This window comes from Anabaena azotica FACHB-119, assembly GCF_014697625.1.
Taxonomy (GTDB): domain Bacteria; phylum Cyanobacteriota; class Cyanobacteriia; order Cyanobacteriales; family Nostocaceae; genus Trichormus; species Trichormus azoticus_A.
The window spans coordinates 24,228-42,418 of record NZ_JACJSG010000040.1; the positions used below are offsets into that span (position 1 = coordinate 24,228).

The window sequence follows — 18,191 nt, forward strand, 5'->3', positions numbered from 1 at the left end:
TTTTCTTTGCTTTCCTCACTTCCCCTCCCAAAAGCGCTTTAACTTGCTTTTCGCAGCCTTTTATACTCGCGGCGGCATCTCGCCATAGAGGAAATGAGCCGCATTATGGAGGTTTTGAGTGAAAATGGCCTGATTTTGTTGGGTTTTAATCACAAGGCAATTTCTTTTAAGAATTTTCTATAGGTTCAAGTAGAAACAGGCGATGCGTGGTCAAGGTCTATCTCTATGTGGTTACTAGATTTAGTCAACCATTAGAGATCATCCGTTTGTAGAGCTGTGAGGATGGTCAATTTGATCACTTTCCCAAATCAAGCTTAGGAGTTTTTAGTTCCTTCCTTTATCATTATGACGCACACAAAATGTTTTGGAGGGGTTAATCTTAACATATTTTTGTCCTCCTAACGGTTTATTTATTTTCCTGTGACCCCAAAGATGAACTAAATTATAATACCAGACCAAATAATTCGCAGGCATTTTTGGTTGTTTGCTCACAAATCGCCTCTAATGTTTCTCCCCGCAGAGTCGCTACTTGTTCGGCTACGTGGCGGACATAAGCGGGTTCGTTCCGCTTTTCGCCCCGTTTGGGAACTGGCGCTAAGAAAGGGCAGTCTGTTTCAATGAGTAGGCGATCGCTACTTACCATTGCGGCTGAGGCTTGAATTGCCTTGGCACTTTTAAATGTTACCGTACCGCTAAAGCTAATATAAAAGCCTAAATCAACAAACCATTGGGTTTCTTCTGGCGTACCTCCCCAACAGTGCATCACACCCCGAATTGGCTCACGCTGTTGCCATTTCTCCAATATCTCTCTCACCGCAGATGCAGCATCCCGACAGTGGATAATTACGGGTAAATTCAACTGGGCGGCAATTTCTAATTGTGCCTCAAATACCATGCGCTGCTGCTCATAGTTATCGGCTTTATAAAAATCTAGCCCCATTTCCCCAATTGCTACTACCTTCGAGTCGGAACGAGCCAAGGATAATATTTGCTCGGCTGTATCACTTTCCCATTTATCTGCATCTAGAGGATGCAGCCCCACAGCAAAGCTGACTTCGGGAAATTGGTGGGCTATGGCTTGAATGGTGGTAAATTCTGATGGTTCAACACAGGAATGTACTAAGCGTACTACTCCTGCTTCTTGCCAGCGCGATCGCACGGCTGCCAAATCTGGCTGGAAGCTGTCAAAATTTAGGTGTACGTGGGTGTCGATTAGCTGCATTTTTAGTTATTAGTCATTAGTCATTAGTCCATAGTCCATAGTTGCTGATGCAACTGTTGACTGTGGACTATTGACTCTTGGACTATTAAGCTGTTTGCTCGATGGGCTTGAGTTTGCTGGCGAGTCTGGACTTTTTCCTGGCCCCGTTGTTGGGATGGAGTACGCCCCGTTTGACTGCTTTGTCGATTTTGCTGTAAGCCGCAGCTAGGCGAGTTTGCACTTCCTGTTTTGATTCTGGGCTAGGATTAGCTGCATATGTTTGTACAGCACTCAAGTAATTTTTCATCAGCGTCTTTACTGCTGATTTATAGGCTTTGTTACGCAGCCTGTTACGTTCTGCGATTTGGGCGCGTTTAAGAGCAGACTTGTTATTGGCCACAGTCGATTCCAAAAAGAAAAATATATGTACACACACTACTAGACTTACTAATATAGCATTTAGATTGCCAATATCAGCATTTGGGAAAAAATTTTATTGGGGAAAGGGGAAAGGGAAAGGGGAAAAGGCACAGATTTTCCCAATCCCAATCCCAATCCCAATCCCCAGTCCCCTTTTCCCCAGTCCTCTTTCCCCTTTTCCCCAGTCCCCTTCCCCCTTCCCCCTTCCCCCTTCCCCCATCCCCCAGTTCTCAATAGCACCATCAGATAATCAGTGTGTGCTAAACCGAAGAAAACAGTTTAGAATAAGGTACTCTAATCAAAAAATATCTATGCTCTAACTTCTGCCGAATTAGGTCAGAAACTAAGAGTACCAGTTGTTTAGTTCTTTACAAAAATGAATTGACTTTCGTTTTATACAGTGAGAGTTAAGCGGCTGGAGTAAAGTTATAAACCTGATTCACCGTAGATATACAACAAAGGCTAGTTACCAAGACAAAAACATAATTAAAACTTATATTCAGAACCTAGTATTCCTAGTAAATTCAGAAGAGGGGTTTAAGGGAATTAGGTATTGGCGCTCCTACTCCCTGCCGTAGCTCGTCAAGGCGCGGACTGAGAAATTTACCGCTCTCCCATGTTACACCAACAAGTGATACCAATTTGCCACAAGAATGCCAAAGATACATATACCTAAACTCTATGTTATGGATGGCTTCGTTAATGAGCAAATTTTGAATTGGTATAACTCAGGTGCTGGATGGCTTGGGAGTATCAAAAAAATCCAGGTTAAGCTAGAGAAGAGAATTAGATGAGGCTTGGCATCCTTTGGGGTAAAGAGAGGAAATAATTCTCAGGCGGGTATATTCTAAATTTTGGCAATGTCCTTACTCCATGCTGCGAATCATTACTCAGCAGGCAGATGTTATAGCAGAACTGCAAAGGATCTGCGATCGCACTCTTGACGAACAGGTGCTTCACAAGGAAGCAACGGTGCGGGAAGTGTTGCAAGCAGTGAAGCGCCAAGGCGATAAAGCTGTTCTGCACTACACAGATGAATTTGACAATCAGATTCTCAAGGCTGAAGAATTGCGCGTTACAGGCTCGGAACTGGACGCAGCCTATCAACAGGTTTCTAAGGAACTGTTGGGGGCAATTAGGCTAGCTTCTCGGCAAATTGAAGCGTTTCATCGTCAGCGTGTGCCTAAAAGCTGGGTACACTTTGGCGATGATGATATTGTGCTGGGCAAACGATACAATCCTGTAGATCGAGCGGGTTTGTATGTTCCAGGCGGTCGTGCGGCTTATCCCAGCACAGTGCTGATGAACGCAATTCCGGCGAGGGTGGCGGGTGTACCGCGTGTAGTGATAGCGACACCACCAGGAGCCAAAAAAGCGATTCATCCGGCGGTGTTAGTAGCAGCCCAAGAAGTGGGTGTGGAAGAGATTTATCGCGTAGGGGGGGCGCAGGCGATCGCAGCTTTGGCTTATGGTACAGAGACGATTCCCAAGGTAGATGTAATTGTGGGGCCTGGTAATATCTATGTGACTCTGGCGAAAAAGTTAGTTTACGGCACTGTGGGGATCGATGCTTTAGCCGGGCCTAGCGAAGTGCTGATTATCGGTGATGAAGGGGCTAATCCTGTCCATGTGGCTAGTGATATGTTGGCACAGGCAGAACATGACCCAATGGCGGCGGCAATTTTGTTAACTACAGACCCAGCTTTGGCTAAGAATGTGCAGCTAGCGGTAGAAAGACAGTTAGTAGACCACCCACGGCGGATAGATACAGAAAAAGCCCTGGCCCATTACGGTTTAATTGTCCTGGTGGAGTCTTTAGAAGCAGCCGCAGAATTGGCAAATGAATTTGCACCAGAACACTTAGAATTAGAGGTTAAAGACCCTTGGGCGGTGTTGCCCAACATTCGCCATGCGGGGGCCATCTTCCTTGGTTATTCCACACCAGAAGCTGTAGGGGATTATCTAGCAGGCCCTAGCCATACCTTACCTACATCGGGTGCTGCTCGTTATGCTTCTGCCTTGGGTGTAGAAACTTTCCTCAAACATTCCAGCATTATTCAATATTCCCAAACTGCGCTAAATAAGGTAGCTGGCGCAATTGACGCTTTAGCCACAGCCGAAGGCTTACCTTCTCATGCTGACTCAGTGCGACGACGAGTCCAGCAAGATGAATGATGAGCAATGTTTAAATTTTTCCCATACTTTTGGTAAAAATTTTTTTAACAGTTGCAAACTAAAACTTTAGTAGGACTTACGCAAGTGTCATAATCAAATTAACTGTAGTAAATATTAAGTAGGGTGTGTTACGGCTATGTCAGGATTTGAGCGTTGGCAAAATGAGAAATTAGCCGTAACGCACCAGCAAATACGGTGGGTTAAGCGCTGCTTTAACGCACCCTACTGACTAAAATGTGACAATAGATTTGAAAAAAATCGAACGCAGATGAACGCAGATAAACGCAGATGTTGGCACAGCCTTAAGGCAGGGTACGCAGATGATTAAGATGAGCGATTTTTCGCTAATGCACAAGTTTAGGCTTGCCACGCCACTATAATTTAAGGTTTACTTTATAAATCATCTTTAAGCTTTTGTTAATTACGAATTATTGGGTGGTCTACTCTGGAGGAGTCAACAGCAATGATAAAAAATATTTTGGTAGCTCTTGATACTTCGGAAATTGCTTCAAAAGTAGTTGCCACTTTGGATGAGTTGATATTATCACCAGATAGCACAGTAGTTTTTTGTCATGTGTTCCCTACAGGCGATTTAGAGATAGAATTACCAAGCGATCGCCCCCACCCAGAATCTACAGCAGTTGCTTATTTTCAGGTGGAAAAACAATTGCAAGCTTACCAAGAAAATTTATCAGTTAAAACGGAATTGGAACTAGTGACAGGCGACCCTGCCCAAGAAATTATTCGTCTTGCTAATATTTATCAAACCGACTTAATTATTATTGGTAGCCGTGGTTTAACCGGAGTCAAGCGAATTGTCTTAGGTTCGGTTAGTAATCAAGTAGTGGAAGAAGCTAATTGTTCAGTTTTGGTAGTCAAGTCGAATTGAGTTTAAAACAGTTATCAGTTATCAGCACTTGGGGTAGGGTGCGTCAGATGCGGAAAATCCACAGAATGTGGACGAAATGATTGGATCTGACGCACCCTACAGTTACTGTTCACTGTTAAAGTAACGTGAGTTCGATGAACCTCACCCTCCCAACCTCCCTCTCCTACGAGGAGAGGGAGGAGAAACGAAAAAATACCTCACCCCCAACCCCTCTCCTGGTAGGCTATCCATTACCCGGATCTATCTCAACATTTGTGAGAGTATTCACTCACGTTTTTTCTAACCCTGATTTGTTCGTTGTTGATTCTCAATAAAAACATGGTTTTAGCGAGAAGATAAGGTGCAAATTTGTCAAGCCCCATGAAAAACTGAGTTGACAAGATGCTTACTAAGCAAGGGTTTTAAGATTGTAAAGAAAGATGTGGGTAATGAATAGCCTGGTAGGAGAGGGGTTGGGGGTGAGGTCAAAACAACGCTGGTCGAACTCACGTTAAAGTAGAGTTAAAAGTGAACTAATGCCATGACTACAACACCAGCATTGACTAAAAGGCTGACTCTTGCAGAGTATCTTGCTTATGATGATGGGACTGATATTTGTTATGAGCTGGTCAATGGTGAATTAATTCCTGTGAGTTTAGGAACTGGACAACATGGGGCTGTAGTGAGTTTTCTCAATAACTCTTTTCGGGCTGAAATTCGTCGCCAAAATTTAGATTGGACTTCTCAACAAATGGTTGTTGGTGTTCGCTCTCCCCGTGCAGGAAAATGGGATACATTGAGAATCCCCGATGTAGTTGTGATTCCTTTAGCTCAATGGCGAGATTTGCGGAATAGAGAAGCGGTAATTGAACTAAGCGAAGCACCTCCTTTGTTGGTGGTGGAAGTTGTCAGCGAATCAACAAAAACTGTAGATTATCGAGCCAAGCGAGTTGAATATAATGTTCTCAATATTTCCGAGTATTGGATTGTTGATATATTAAGTAACAAGGTGACTGTTTTCACCTTGATTGAAGAATTATATGAACCAGTGGAGTTTGTCGGTACAGAATTTATTCAATCTGCGACCTTTCCAGAGTTGAGATTAACTGTTGAGCAAGTTTTATCTGCTGAAGATTAAATGTTGTTATTTGGCTTGAGTTGTTAAATATTGGCGCAAACTTAATAAACTTAGGGTTTGTCCCAGGTTTAAGGGTAACAGAGAAATCCCTTCTAAGCGAGACTGCACCCAACCGTCTCCCCAGTACCATTCATGAAAACCATCGATACCGCCATTAAGTAGTAAGCGCAGACAGTTGGGTTTGGCTACATCTACCTGATGATGCACGGCTACGGGGCCTGTCCAGGTTGTAAACTGTGAGCCTGTGTGTAGTTCATCTGGTGTTCCTGGCGCAAAGCGTTGTCCTATCAACCATTTTTCTAGTTGTGCGGGACGCAGCAAGCTATCATGAATGGCGTTGGCTGATGCTGCAATTTCGATTCGCAGTTGGCTTTGTTGAAAATTACCTAGCATTGGTAGAAGTTGGGGGAATATAAGTTTCTATAGCCATACTAGATCACTGATAAAGGATAAGACAGGCTTTTGTTTAGATAAATACAATAATCCTAATGCGATTTTAGGGAATAAATCAAAATTTTAGCTATACCTACGACTTACTACGTCTATATTTTTCTGCTTTTTGTTGAGTGATTATAAACAACTTTGGCAATAAGATAAGGAGTTTATTTAGTCAATTCTCTGTGAATTATTATGCTGCGACTGGCTCAACTGAAATTCTGTAATTATGGCAAAATTCTCTTTTCCAAGCTGCTCTATTTCTTTTTTTATTTCTGTGAGTGAATTAACCCTGTGTTTTTCACTAATCAATGCCATCCATGTATAGCGATCGCCAATAGTATCAAATTCTTTATCAAGTTTCATAGGTAGCCTGATGCGCCACAGCTTGTTACATAGTACTGCCCAATTAGGGTTGAGAAGTTTGGGCAAAATCTCTTGATACTCTTGCTCAGATAGCTCAAAGGGTTGCCACATAAATTTGGGACTCATACCGCCACCAACCCAGCCTCTGAGAAGAAAAATATTAAGAATATGTAGCGGTGGTAAAACATTACAACTAGTTAAATTCGGCAGGTCATAGAGGAAAATGCTGAGAAGCTCTTCTCGATCGCCACATTCGCATTGCGACCAATCTTGCCTAGAATATTTGATCATCCTTTCCATAGCTCTTGAAAAGAACTCAATTTGTAAATTATTTTTAACAAAGTTATTAAAAAGCTAGGTTTTTTATTAGCTAGTCTTGCAATTTTAAATACTATTTTGCCAACTCACGTAATGCGTTCCTGTATTTTGTGCTGACTTTTCTATAAGCTTCCATTGCTTTTTCAAAATCAGGATCGTGAGCAGTTATATGAACGCCAGTAGGGGTTTTTGTAATATACACACTGTCCCCTTCTTTTACTCTCAGCTTTTGGAGAACTTCTTTGGGGATGGTAATTCCGAGAGAGTTACCAATCTTGCGAATTTTTTGTACCTGCATAGAAGAATTTACCCACCTTGGAGGAGTAATACTATTGTAATAACATTGTCAAGCCGAAAATGTTGCATTATTTAACCACAGAGGCACAAAGACACAGAGATAAAAGATAACTACAGGCATATGACACTTGCGTAGGTTCTGTATAAGTTAAGTTTTGTTATACTATAATAATATTTTTTGCTTCTAGCTTACAGCCGGGGCATTTGTCAAGACATTATTATTTGGTAAGGTTCTTCATGGCTGATCAATTAATTCGCGCCACAGCTGCTGATGGCGGAATTCGTGCGGTGGGTGTGATCACCACTCGCTTGACCGAGGAAGCACGGCAGCGTCATCAGCTATCTTATGTAGCAACGGCGGCTCTGGGACGGACGATGGCGGCTGGCTTGTTGATGGCTTCTAGCATGAAACGTGCTGGTTCTAGGGTGAATGTCCGGGTGAAGGGCGATGGGCCTTTGGCTGGCATTCTGGTAGATGCTGGTTTGGATGGGACTGTACGCGGTTATGTGGGCAATCCTCATGTGGAACTGCCTCCTAATGCTAAGGGTAAGCTAGATGTGGGCGGCGCGGTAGGTAATGGCTTTCTCTATGTTGTGAGAGATATTGGTTATGGCTACCCTTACTCTAGTACGGTGGAGTTGGTTTCGGGGGAAATCGGCGATGATGTGGCTCATTATTTGGTGAGTTCGGAACAAACTCCTTCGGCTTTGGTTTTGGGTGTGTTTGTGGGGGCTACTGGGGTGACGGCGGCTGGTGGGTTGCTGGTGCAGGTGTTGCCGAAGGCGGCTAGGGATGAGGCTTTGGTGGCGAAGTTGGAATCTAGGGTGGCGGCTTTATCTGGGTTTACGCCTTTGTTGCAAGCTGGGAAGAGTCTACCGGAAATTTTTCAGGATTTGTTGGGTGATATGGGGTTGACTGTTTTCCCGGAAAGCCAAATTCTGCGTTTCTATTGCGGTTGCTCGTTTGACCGGGTTTTGGGAGCATTAAAGATGTTGGGAGAAGCGGAATTACAGGATATGATTGTGAAAGATGATGGGGCTGAGGCGACTTGCGATTTTTGTGGCAGGGTCTATCAAGCAAGTAGTGAGCAGTTGGCTCAATTGATTGTAGATTTGCAGGCTGAGTCTTCTGTATCGGGTTAAGGTATAAATGGGCGCTGATTCTGTTAATTATTAATGGTATTTGTGGGAAAGGTAATGTAACAAGTGGCTTTTTAATTATGAGAAAGTTACTATGGCAAAAATAGCATTATCATTCTAAAACAGATGGCTATTCAACTATTTTGGTGTGAGAGATGACAGAGCGGGATATCCCAGAAAGTTGGCATCCAACCAGAGGAAGAAAACCAGATGAGATGGATGGTGTATACCGATCGCCACAAGTCGGTGATACCCAAGCATTTGGTGTGCCGGCTCCTGGTGCGGCTAATTCGGTAAATCAGCAAGTAATTACTGATTCCGAAGGATTACCTATAAATCCGCAAGATAAAGTAACTCATACTACGAAAAAAAGTTTTGTGAAGTTGCCGCGCTGGATGCGGGGTTGGCTGGGTTGGGCGTTATTATTAACGCTCATCCCTGGCAGTGTTGGATTTGTGGCGATGGCGATGCTGCTGAAGTTGCCGGCTGCACCCAATTGTCCGGCGATTTTCTGGCCCCTGGCGAGTGCTTCGGTGCGAATACATTGCGCTCAGTTGGCGGCTTCTAAACAAACGGTTGATGATTTGTTGGTGGCGATCGCTTTGGTCAAGCAATTGCCAAAAGACCACCCACTACGGGGCGAGGCTGACAGGTTTTTGGAAGAGTGGTCGCGGGATGTGTTAAAATTGGCTGACCAAAGTTTTCAGGCGGGGAATTTGGAGGTGGCGATCGCTACAGCCAAAAAAATCCCTCAAGATTTGGCGGCTTATAAGTTGGTAGATGAGCAAATCGGCAAGTGGCAGACGATTTGGGATCAAGCCCAAGGCATATACGCAGATGCGGAAGAGGAATTGCGCCAACAGCGTTGGCAATCGGCGTTTATGGTGGCTTCTAAGTTGTTGCGGGTAGATAATAAATACTGGGCTAGTGCTAAATATGATGAACTCAATGATATTATTACTGCATCTAGAGAAGATGTAGATAAGTTGGACAAAGCCCAAAGATTGGCTGATAGTAAGGTGGTAGATAATTTACTAGAAGCTATTAAACTGGCGGAGTCTGTTGGGGAGAAGAGTTACCTGTATGGCAAGGCGCAAGAATCAATTCCGGCATTTGGGCGCAAAATGTTGGAGTTGGCAAAGGCGAAAATGGATGCGCGAGATGCAGATGGGGCTTTAGAAATTGCCAGACAAATTCCTGAAAGTACGGGGTTGCGGACGGAAGTTGAAGATTTTATGGCTTTGGCTGATGCCCAAAGAAATGCTTGGCAAGGTAATGTGGCTGGTTTACAAGCAGCAATTACCCAGGCGCAACAAATTGATCCGTCTCGACCAAACTATGATCAGGCTCAACAGTTAATTAGCCGTTGGCAGTTGGAAATTGAGGATGTTTCCCGTTTAGAAAAGGCGCAGCTATTAGCTGGTCAAGGAACGGTGAATGATTTAACAGCTGCGATCGCCGAAGCACAGATGATTCCGGGGAATAATCCGCGTGGTTCCGAGGCGAGAGAGAATATTAATCGTTGGCAGGCGCAAATTGAGACGATTGAAGATAGACCTTATTTGGAACGGGCTGATCAAATCGCCTTGTTAGATGATGTTAACTCTTTGCAAGCGGCGATCGCGGAAGCTAGTCAAATTCGCCGAGGTCGGGCGTTGTATCCAGAAGCACGCCGCAGAATTAGGACTTGGGTAGGTAAGGTACAGCGCATCCAAGACCAACCTTATTTGGATCAGGCGCGGGAGTTGGCTACAAGGGGTGATTTGCCTACGGCTATTAGTGTAGCGCAACCAATAGCGTCTTCGGGAAGGGCGCTGTCTGGGGAAGCACAAGCGGCTATTGATGACTGGCGATCGCAACTTCGGGCTACAGATAATTGGAACCGTGCTAGGGAAGTGGCGGCGGCTGGGACTCCGCAAGCTTTGGCGGAGGCGATACGGTTGGCTGATCAGGTATCTGACAAAAGTCTGTTGCGGATGGATGCAAATATCGCTATTGACCAATGGGGTCAGCAAATCTTAGATATTGCCCGTTCTCAGGGTGGTGGTGATTTGTCTAGGGCGATTGAAATTGCGCGGTTGGTTCCTCGCAATAGTTCTGCTTATAGTACGGCGCAAGAGCAAATTAGAATGTGGCAGCAGTTACTTAATCCTGCGCCTCAGCCTCAGCCTGAGTCTGAGCAAGTTGTGCCTTCTACTATTATTAATGGGCAGTAGTTTTATAAGCCTCCTGGTTGGTTTTTCAGGAGGTTTTTTATTTGGGGACTGGGTGAGAAAGATTGAACGCAGATGTTGGCGCAGCCTTCCCGCAGGGTACGCAGATGAACGCAGATGAATCTGTGTTCTATTCCCTTGCAATACGCTATAATTAAGATGTTATTAAAATTATATTTTACCAAATTCGTTGCATATTAAGTACCAAACCAGGTAAAACATTTTCACCGTCAAGAGTTTGAGGGAATTTTAAAACTTCTACATCCTGTTCTGGACGATAAATTTCTACTTCCTGTTTTTTTCTGTTGATCAACCAACCCAAACGACACCCATTTTCGATATACTCTTGCATCTTCAACTGAGCTTTTTTCAAGCTGTCATTAGGTGTTCGCGCAGCGTGTCGCAGACAAAGTATCTCAATGACAAAATCAGGGCATAGAGGAATAAATTTTTCTTTTTGTTCTTTAGTTAAAGCATCCCAACGAGATTTTTCTACCCACGAAACATCTGGAGAACGGTCAGCACCATTTGGTAAAGTAAATCCAGTTGATGAATCAAAAACTTCGCCCAATTGATTTTGGTCGTTCCAGAACCATATTTGAGCGTTAGTAGTGGAATTACTTTTTCCTGTTTCTCCTCCCGTCGGTGGCATTATAATTAACTCCCCTTGGGCATTACGTTCTAATTTTAAATCAGGGTTTTCTTCACACAATTGATAAAACTGCTCTCTTGTCAGTTTAATTACAGAATTGAGGTTTAATGTAAGTGCTGTCATAGGAGAGTCTCCCGTTTTTGTTCGTTGACTGGGCAAGAAACCTAAATAGGGATTAATGTTAATAGCTACTCATATTTATTTTAGCAGGGAGACACGCTGTAATGTGTTTCAATCCCTAATAACCCAAGTTGCGGGTAATAGAAGATAAAAGAGGATAGGGTTAGTGTAAGCATGGTAAATGAGGGGTTGTGCGAACTCCAACCACCATGAAAATGCCACGCTGGAATGTTCAGTATATTTGAAAAGAAAGAAGCATTAACAACTTAGTCAATAAAAGCTTGTTTCAGAGTATAGGCAAAAATAAAAGCTTGTAGTTTCAGTAAAAACCCTTCATAAGTTACCGCATGAATTGATTTTTGGAAATAACCTGTAATGCCGCTAAACACGGTTTCAATGTAATGACGAATAGACTGTTTAATGTATTGAATCCACGGTGCATCTTGGCGTTTAGAGTTACTTTTTCGCATGACTTGCATTGAGATTTGCTCAGTTTCGAGCAAGACATCTTCCACAGTGTAATCAAGATAGGCACAATCAGCATAAACTTGACTTCCTGGGGGTAAATTCAAGGGTAAAGCACTCAATCCCCGGATATCGGTCGCACTTGCTGGCATGAACACAAATTCAACGGGAATACCTGTTTTGGTAGTTAATAACTGTACTCTTACTCCATAAAAATAACGTTTCTTAGATGCGATATAACCCCGATATTCTGGTGATTGGATGAGATGGGCATTAAAGATGCGAATGTTATCACATATCGGTACAGGAAACGAGTCTAAAAGATATTCCGTATCTTCACTAATCTCTTTGAGTCCCATTCCTACTTGATGAAATAAATCGTTGATTAACATCGAGACTTTGTGTAATCGCCGATTAAATCGTGATTTTTCTAACATTCGCGGCATCAATTTATGGTCTTTCATATAGCTGCAAGCCTGACTGTGATTACCACCAAAGTACATAGCCGCTATGATTGCCGTTGTGATAATTTCTGCATCACTCATTTCACAACGAACATCCTCTTCATGTGCGATCGCCTTTAACAGGTCATCTATGACAGAATAGATAGTAACTATTTCATTTAACATATATCCCTCCTAATTGTCTATCTGGAGGGATTTTCTTTTTTCTGTACCCCGATGTCATCTTTCCCAAGAGAGTAACTAGCAACTTGGGTTAATAGGGATTAATGTTAATAGCTACGCTAAGAGTTTAATAGGTGGATAGTAGCCAATCAAAGTTTCAATCCCTAATAGGGATTAATGTTAATAGCTACGGAGTTTGCCTAATTTCTTTAACCAAAATAGAGAAGTGTTTCAATCCCTAATAGGGATTAATGTTAATAGCTACCATTGTTTTAATCGACAGCTTAACCTCTGTCAGTAGTTTCAATCCCTAATAGGGATTAATGTTAATAGCTACTCGGCTTAGGTTTGGGAAAATCAAATCTTTATCTTGTTTCAATCCCTAATAGGGATTAATGTTAATAGCTACAAGCCGGCTTAGTCGCCGGAGTTCGCACGACTAGTTTCAATCCCTAATAGGGATTAATGTTAATAGCTACTTCTAGTTCTTTTTGTTTATCATACTCCGATCTGGTTTCAATCCCTAATAGGGATTAATGTTAATAGCTACTTTTCTTCAACTAATTTCCCCCCGGAATCACCAGGGTTTCAATCCCTAATAGGGATTAATGTTAATAGCTACAGTGAAAGACTGAAAGCAACTGCCCAATTTTTAAGGGAGTTAGGTTTCAATCCCTAATAGGGATTAATGTTAATAGCTACTCTATGATGATATTAGTATCGGCTTCACTGATGTTGTTTCAATCCCTAATAGGGATTAATGTTAATAGCTACGATGCTGTTATCAGCGTTATGCCCGCATGGTGGATTGAGAGTTTCAATCCCTAATAGGGATTAATGTTAATAGCTACCCTACGCCGAAGATTCAAATATTTCTCTGGAGGCGTTTCAATCCCTAATAGGGATTAATGTTAATAGCTACCTTTAGCAGGAATGCTGGGGGGGACGTTAGGAGTTTCAATCCCTAATAGGGATTAATGTTAATAGCTACTTTATATCAGATATTACTTTACCAAAGTCGTTGTACACAAGTTTCAATCCCTAATAGGGATTAATGTTAATAGCTACTTGTTCGGATTTCCAATATACAATGTGTGGTCGCAGAGTTTCAATCCCTAATAGGGATTAATGTTAATAGCTACCAGTTGCGCCATTGTGGTGATTCATCACGATGGCAAGCGTGAGGTTTCAATCCCTAATAGGGATTAATGTTAATAGCTACATATAACTACCAGATCGCCCCTCCTACAAATTTGAGTTTCAATCCCTAATAGGGATTAATGTTAATAGCTACTTGGATGCCTCAAGTAGCTGAATATTATGAAGAAAGTTTCAATCCCTAATAGGGATTAATGTTAATAGCTACTTAGTGTGCTTCCTGAAGATCAATAAACATTAAGTTTCAATCCCTAATAGGGATTAATGTTAATAGCTACTGCCCGGATCTGAAAGGCTTGCTGTATTTGGTTTTCAAGGTGCTGTTTCGTCAACCTGATATTAAAGTAGCTTTTCAGGCGCTGAGTTGTCAAGAGTGGCTCCAAGAAAAACGGCTCAAAAGTAGTGCTGGTAAGGGTTTGGGAGTTTGCGTCAACCTCATTTTGGTGTTAAATGGCTCAAAAGCAGAAGCAGTAAGGGTTTGAGCCGGAAAATTTGGTTGAGTATTTCAAACACCTATAGGTTGACGCAAAGTTAGGCAAAAAATACGGTGGTGTCCATTGGCATTTCGCCGCCGATGCGCTCAACTTTTCCCTGACAGCAAGCACAGAGGTAGTAAAAGCGGATGCTGTCTTGGTCTGGGTTGATGAGTTTAGCTAGGCGCGATCGCAGTTTAGCATATTGAGTCTGGGTTAAGTCACACTCAAAAACTGAATACTGCATCCATTGTCCATAAGATTTGAGAACTTTGTGAATTTTAGTCCGCCGCTTATCTTCGGGTATGTCGTAGGAAATGACTAAATACATGGTGACAGAGAGTAGGGGAGGTTTGTTTTTGTAGAGCTGACTTTTCAGGTTATGTGGAAAAGCTAACGCTAGACCTAACCCCCCAGCCCCCTTCCCTACTAGGGAAGGGGGAGAAATCAAAGCCTCTCTCCTTTTAGGGGAGAGGTTTGGAGAGGGGTTTTCCAGATACCATGAAAAGTTTTGTAGAGACGTTGTATGTAACATCTCTACAGGATTTATGAAAATTATTTTTATCTCATAACTAAAGGTGGGTATTTCTCAATTTCACCCATGAGGTATTTAGCGAGGAGTCGGGCTTGAATTTCAAAGGTTTCTTGATAACTATATTTCCTCTGCATGACTGGATGCTTAAATTGAGTTTGTTTCTTTTCTTGATATAATCTCAAGAAAATGTGCAACCCTTCTTTAGTTAGTGAAACTGCATTGCTAACAGGTTCAGTTACAAAGTCTTTTGGTGTTAGCATTTTGCGGTTAATTGCACTCAAAACCACAGCATCAACAATTAAGGGGCGAAACTCTTCCATTAAATCTAATGCTAAAGAAGGTCTACCATATCGCTCTGTATGTAGATATCCTAAATAGGGGTCGAAGCCGACAATATTTAAGGCTCCTTGGATATCGTGACGGAGTAAAGAATATCCTAAACTTAAAAGCGAGTTTACTGGGTCTATTGGTGGGCGACGGTTGCGAGTATTGAAAGTGAAATTATCTACACGAATTAGATGATTAAAACAACCAAAATAAGCAGCACTACCAGCACCTTCTAAACCGCGAATACTATCAATTTTATCAGCTTTATCTACGGAGGCGATCGCCTGAGTTAATTGAGTGATATTATTACCTAAATCAACATCATATCTACGCTGTGCTTCCGATAAACTATAGCGATAATTTTTCAGTTTACCCCTGACAAAACCTTGGGTAACATGAATCGCTTGTGCTGACTCACCAGCCGCTTTCCATTGTGCAGAACGGACGAAAATATTCTTACCCATTTCCGGTTCCAAACTCGCGAGATATTTACCATTATTGGTGAGAAAAGTCAGAGGAATTTTCTTATCGATGAGTTCAGAAATAGCAGCCGGAGAAATACTAGCCCTCCCCATCACCACTAACCCATCAATTTTTATCAAAGGTACATCTAAAATCGTCTTCTTTTCAAACTTGACATGAAGACGTTCATCAACTTTGCTAATAAAAGAATCATCCTGTGTAATGTAAACTGTTCCCATAAATTCACCTCAAATAGATATGTTGATTTTTAGCCAGTATGCAAACCTCAAAATCCCTTTCCGCGTTTAAAAATTCCTCACCTAACCCACCTCTTGATAACTCCTCACCCTCTCAGAAGCTTTAGGTAAACATTGCAAATTCAGACTACATCCTTGACAACGTTTGCTATAAACTGGTGAAGGCATAATACCCGTAGCCAGTAAATTTGTGACTGCATGAATTGTAGCGATCGCAGTTTCGCGTAACTCTTGATTTATCTCTACCAATTGTCTGTGATGAGATTGGGCATAATAGATATATCCAGTAGTAATAGTTTGCCCTGTCATCTCCTCCAAACATAAAGCTTGAGCGCAAACTTGCAACTCATCATTATCCCATTCGCCCTTACTACCGCGCTTATATTCCACAGGATAAAATTGACCATTTGCTGCTTCAATTAAATCAGATTTACCAATGAGTTTATACTGCTCAGACTTCAGCCAAATTGCCCGAACTTGCCAAGTTTCATCCCGCATATTTTCGCTAATTGTGTGGACGCGATCGTGTAAACTTGTGCCTTCTATGGTATACTGATTATCAGTAAATTCGCCTGCACAAAACATCCGCCAACAGCGATGCGAACAATAGGCATATTGGTTTAATGCCGCAATTGGAATGTATTCAGTGTTCATAGTTATTGCTTATTAGTTGTTCTATTTCATCTGTCAAACCTAACCCCCCCAACCCCCCTCTCTTAAGGGCAGGTTTTTCATAAAGTAATCAGTGAGGACTATAAGATTCAGTAAATTATCAGACTTTCATCTACCCCTACACCCCTACACCCTTATACCCCTACACCCTAAAATCAGTGTTTTTGGGTCGAAGTGTAAAAAACCTGCCCTTGAAAGCCAACCCCCCTTCCCTACAAGGGAATGGGGGAGTTAAAGCCTCTCTCCTTGTAGGGGAGAGGTTTGGAGAGGGGTTTCTAATATACTTTGCACCTCTCCAAACAACCTCTCACACAGAAGAAAGTCGCCGCAGCATCCCCATACCCATAGTTGTTTTCCGTCCCACACCTGCGTATAAAGCAAAGTCTGCTAAGGTGTTGATTTGCTTAATTTGTATTGGTTCTACATCACCTAATATGCGATAATTAACTTGTCCCAAAATGCCGATGAATTTACTTCGAGAATCAGCTAATATTTCTGTATGAATGTTAAGAAACGAAGGAAATATTGACTCGATGGGAATTTGAGTAAATTCTATCCCACTGTATTTATGCCAACGCGAAAGTAGGGAATTAAACACACATTCTCTAGTGGGGAGAGTCGTGTCAAATTGTCCTTGACGGAAGGCGGTAGGCGTGGCGAAGCTAAAGTTAAAAGTACGAATGCTATCGCTGGCTTGCTCATACAATTGCGCGTAGGTGGTAGCATTTGCCCAAGGTTGAGTAGATTGGGGTGTGCCTTGAATGCTGGTAATATACAAGTTAGCCGGGCCGAGATGCCAAGGATGACTGGGATTAAGATTGAGCCATAGTTGCGTTAGTTGGCTAAATAGGGTGTCATCCAGTAGAGATATACGCCACCAACAAGGCGTTCCGGCGGGGATGGCTTGCTGATGGAAGTATTGCAATGAGTCACCATGAGGAACTTTCGGCTTATATCTACCCTGTCCCCTGTCCCCTGTCCCCTGTCCCCTAGTTTGCAAAGGCGACAGGGTGAAAGCTTTATCGGCGGTGGAGTCGTGCAAGCGATCGCCTAATGTGCTATCAACAGAACTAACCAGGGTGAGAAATAGCGCATGTAGATGTCTGCCTGTAAGATATTGTGGAGGAATAGGCGATTGCGGTAGTAAATTAAGAACTAAACTATGAGGCATAATAACAATTCAAAATTTAGAAAATACCTTGATTTTTCTTTCTTCCTTTGTGCCTTTGCGTCTTTGCGTGAGAAAAAAACCTACTTACGTTTTTTAGCAGTAGCTTGAACAACTCTAGACTCAATAGTAAACTCTGGAATTTCCCCTAGTTCATCGTCGCCTAAACTATACTGTTCACATACCAAACTCAAACGATTTCCTGGTGTTTTCACAGCATTAACAGAGTGAGTTAAATCACCTTGAAAGTAAACTAAGCTGTTCATCTGCGGTTTAATTTGTCCCAGTTGGCGTTTGTTTGCTTTGAGAACCAATTCTCCCCCCTGCATATTTTCCGGTACGCGCACATATAAGACGCTGACATACATCGGCGGTTCAATGGTTTTGCAGTAGGAACGCAGAGAACGATCTATATGTGGATCGACGCGGGAGCCTTCTTTCAGGAGTAAGGGATTGAGGTAAAAGGCGTTACAATTGGGACGGAGAGCCAAATCTAGGTAGGGTTTGAAGTAGGGAAACTTTTGTTCTACTGTGGGAATGTGCGATCGCCTGAATACCACAGAAAATCCTTTAGTCCCGACAAAATCACGGTTGAGGTTGTTGACTGCAAAATAAGGACAGGCGTGAATTTCTCCCCACAAGTGGTTGAGGTAGTCGCTAGGGAAGGCGTTTGGCTGTTGTTGGTATTGTTTCACGGGAGGCGAT

Annotated in this window: 18 protein-coding genes and 1 CRISPR repeat array; of the genes, 6 read left to right on the plus strand and 12 right to left on the minus strand. The window is 42.6% G+C overall.

All coding sequences use genetic code 11. The features are described 5' to 3' along the window. Positions 1-442: 442 nt before the first annotated feature. Both H6G83_RS24690 and rpsT read right to left on the minus strand, forming a co-directional pair. A complete protein-coding gene (locus H6G83_RS24690) occupies positions 443-1,222 on the minus strand; it encodes a TatD family hydrolase (RefSeq protein WP_190476838.1) in 780 nt (259 codons plus the stop codon). Between the two features lie 85 nt (positions 1,223-1,307). Next, a complete protein-coding gene (gene rpsT, locus H6G83_RS24695; protein ID WP_190476841.1) occupies positions 1,308-1,601 on the minus strand; it encodes a 30S ribosomal protein S20 in 294 nt (97 codons plus the stop codon). 893 nt (positions 1,602-2,494) lie between these two features. Here rpsT and hisD point away from each other — a divergent pair. From hisD to H6G83_RS24710, 3 genes are all read left to right on the plus strand, one after another. After that, positions 2,495-3,796, plus strand: coding sequence for a histidinol dehydrogenase (gene hisD / locus H6G83_RS24700; protein ID WP_190476843.1), 1,302 nt, complete (start codon positions 2,495-2,497; stop codon positions 3,794-3,796). 463 nt (positions 3,797-4,259) lie between these two features. After that, positions 4,260-4,685 (plus strand): universal stress protein, encoded by a 426-nt coding sequence (locus tag H6G83_RS24705; protein ID WP_190476845.1) that lies wholly within the window; start codon positions 4,260-4,262, stop codon positions 4,683-4,685. 520 nt (positions 4,686-5,205) lie between these two features. Beyond that, the gene (locus H6G83_RS24710; RefSeq protein WP_190476848.1) at positions 5,206-5,802 is read left to right on the plus strand and encodes a Uma2 family endonuclease; all 597 of its coding nucleotides are present in this window, start codon (positions 5,206-5,208) and stop codon (positions 5,800-5,802) included. 6 nt (positions 5,803-5,808) lie between these two features. Here the strand turns inward: H6G83_RS24710 and H6G83_RS24715 are convergent, their stop codons facing one another. The 3 genes from H6G83_RS24715 to H6G83_RS24725 all read right to left on the minus strand — a co-directional run bounded on the left by H6G83_RS24715 (position 5,809) and on the right by H6G83_RS24725 (position 7,219). Then, positions 5,809-6,195: a hypothetical protein gene (locus H6G83_RS24715; RefSeq protein ID WP_190476850.1), complete on the minus strand. Its 387-nt coding sequence runs from the start codon at positions 6,193-6,195 to the stop codon at positions 5,809-5,811. Positions 6,196-6,408: 213 nt separating this feature from the next. Continuing rightward, complete coding sequence (locus tag H6G83_RS24720) at positions 6,409-6,903, minus strand: hypothetical protein (protein WP_190476852.1); 495 nt, start codon at positions 6,901-6,903, stop codon at positions 6,409-6,411. A 91-nt stretch (positions 6,904-6,994) separates the two neighbouring features. Beyond that, positions 6,995-7,219: an AbrB/MazE/SpoVT family DNA-binding domain-containing protein gene (locus H6G83_RS24725; protein WP_190476854.1), complete on the minus strand. Its 225-nt coding sequence runs from the start codon at positions 7,217-7,219 to the stop codon at positions 6,995-6,997. Positions 7,220-7,455: 236 nt separating this feature from the next. Here H6G83_RS24725 and hslO point away from each other — a divergent pair, with 236 nt between their 5' ends. Beyond that, positions 7,456-8,361, plus strand: a complete 906-nt coding sequence (hslO, locus tag H6G83_RS24730) for an Hsp33 family molecular chaperone HslO (RefSeq protein ID WP_190476856.1) — start codon at positions 7,456-7,458, stop codon at positions 8,359-8,361. A gap of 152 nt (positions 8,362-8,513) precedes the next feature. Then, positions 8,514-10,574 (plus strand): chromosome segregation ATPase, encoded by a 2,061-nt coding sequence (locus H6G83_RS24735; protein WP_190476858.1) that lies wholly within the window; start codon positions 8,514-8,516, stop codon positions 10,572-10,574. Positions 10,575-10,749: 175 nt separating this feature from the next. On the opposite strand, the gene H6G83_RS24740 is transcribed toward H6G83_RS24735, so the two are convergent. Both H6G83_RS24740 and H6G83_RS24745 read right to left on the minus strand, forming a co-directional pair. Then, complete coding sequence (locus tag H6G83_RS24740; protein WP_190476860.1) at positions 10,750-11,346, minus strand: Uma2 family endonuclease; 597 nt, start codon at positions 11,344-11,346, stop codon at positions 10,750-10,752. Positions 11,347-11,609: 263 nt separating this feature from the next. Continuing rightward, positions 11,610-12,437 carry an IS982 family transposase gene (locus tag H6G83_RS24745; RefSeq protein ID WP_190476862.1) on the minus strand — a complete coding sequence of 276 codons (828 nt, stop codon included), beginning with the start codon at positions 12,435-12,437 and terminating at the stop codon, positions 11,610-11,612. Between the two features lie 151 nt (positions 12,438-12,588). Then, positions 12,589-13,870: a CRISPR direct-repeat array (repeat unit 37 nt; unit sequence GTTTCAATCCCTAATAGGGATTAATGTTAATAGCTAC). 39 nt (positions 13,871-13,909) lie between these two features. Between H6G83_RS24745 and H6G83_RS24750 the strand changes: the two genes are divergently transcribed. Continuing rightward, positions 13,910-14,074 carry a hypothetical protein gene (locus H6G83_RS24750; protein ID WP_190476863.1) on the plus strand — a complete coding sequence of 55 codons (165 nt, stop codon included), beginning with the start codon at positions 13,910-13,912 and terminating at the stop codon, positions 14,072-14,074. Positions 14,075-14,123: 49 nt separating this feature from the next. On the opposite strand, the gene cas2 is transcribed toward H6G83_RS24750, so the two are convergent. From cas2 to H6G83_RS24775, 5 genes are all read right to left on the minus strand, one after another. Beyond that, the gene (gene cas2, locus H6G83_RS24755) at positions 14,124-14,396 is read right to left on the minus strand and encodes a CRISPR-associated endonuclease Cas2 (protein WP_190476942.1); all 273 of its coding nucleotides are present in this window, start codon (positions 14,394-14,396) and stop codon (positions 14,124-14,126) included. A 230-nt stretch (positions 14,397-14,626) separates the two neighbouring features. After that, the gene (cas1d, locus tag H6G83_RS24760; RefSeq protein WP_190476865.1) at positions 14,627-15,628 is read right to left on the minus strand and encodes a type I-D CRISPR-associated endonuclease Cas1d; all 1,002 of its coding nucleotides are present in this window, start codon (positions 15,626-15,628) and stop codon (positions 14,627-14,629) included. An 81-nt stretch (positions 15,629-15,709) separates the two neighbouring features. Then, positions 15,710-16,300 (minus strand): CRISPR-associated protein Cas4, encoded by a 591-nt coding sequence (gene cas4 / locus H6G83_RS24765; RefSeq protein ID WP_190476867.1) that lies wholly within the window; start codon positions 16,298-16,300, stop codon positions 15,710-15,712. Between the two features lie 325 nt (positions 16,301-16,625). Beyond that, positions 16,626-17,489: a CRISPR-associated endoribonuclease Cas6 gene (gene cas6 / locus H6G83_RS24770; protein ID WP_190476869.1), complete on the minus strand. Its 864-nt coding sequence runs from the start codon at positions 17,487-17,489 to the stop codon at positions 16,626-16,628. Positions 17,490-17,569: 80 nt separating this feature from the next. Then, on the minus strand, positions 17,570-18,181 hold the full coding sequence (locus tag H6G83_RS24775) for a 2OG-Fe(II) oxygenase (RefSeq protein ID WP_190476944.1): 612 nt from the start codon (positions 18,179-18,181) through the stop codon (positions 17,570-17,572). Positions 18,182-18,191: the final 10 nt, after the last annotated feature.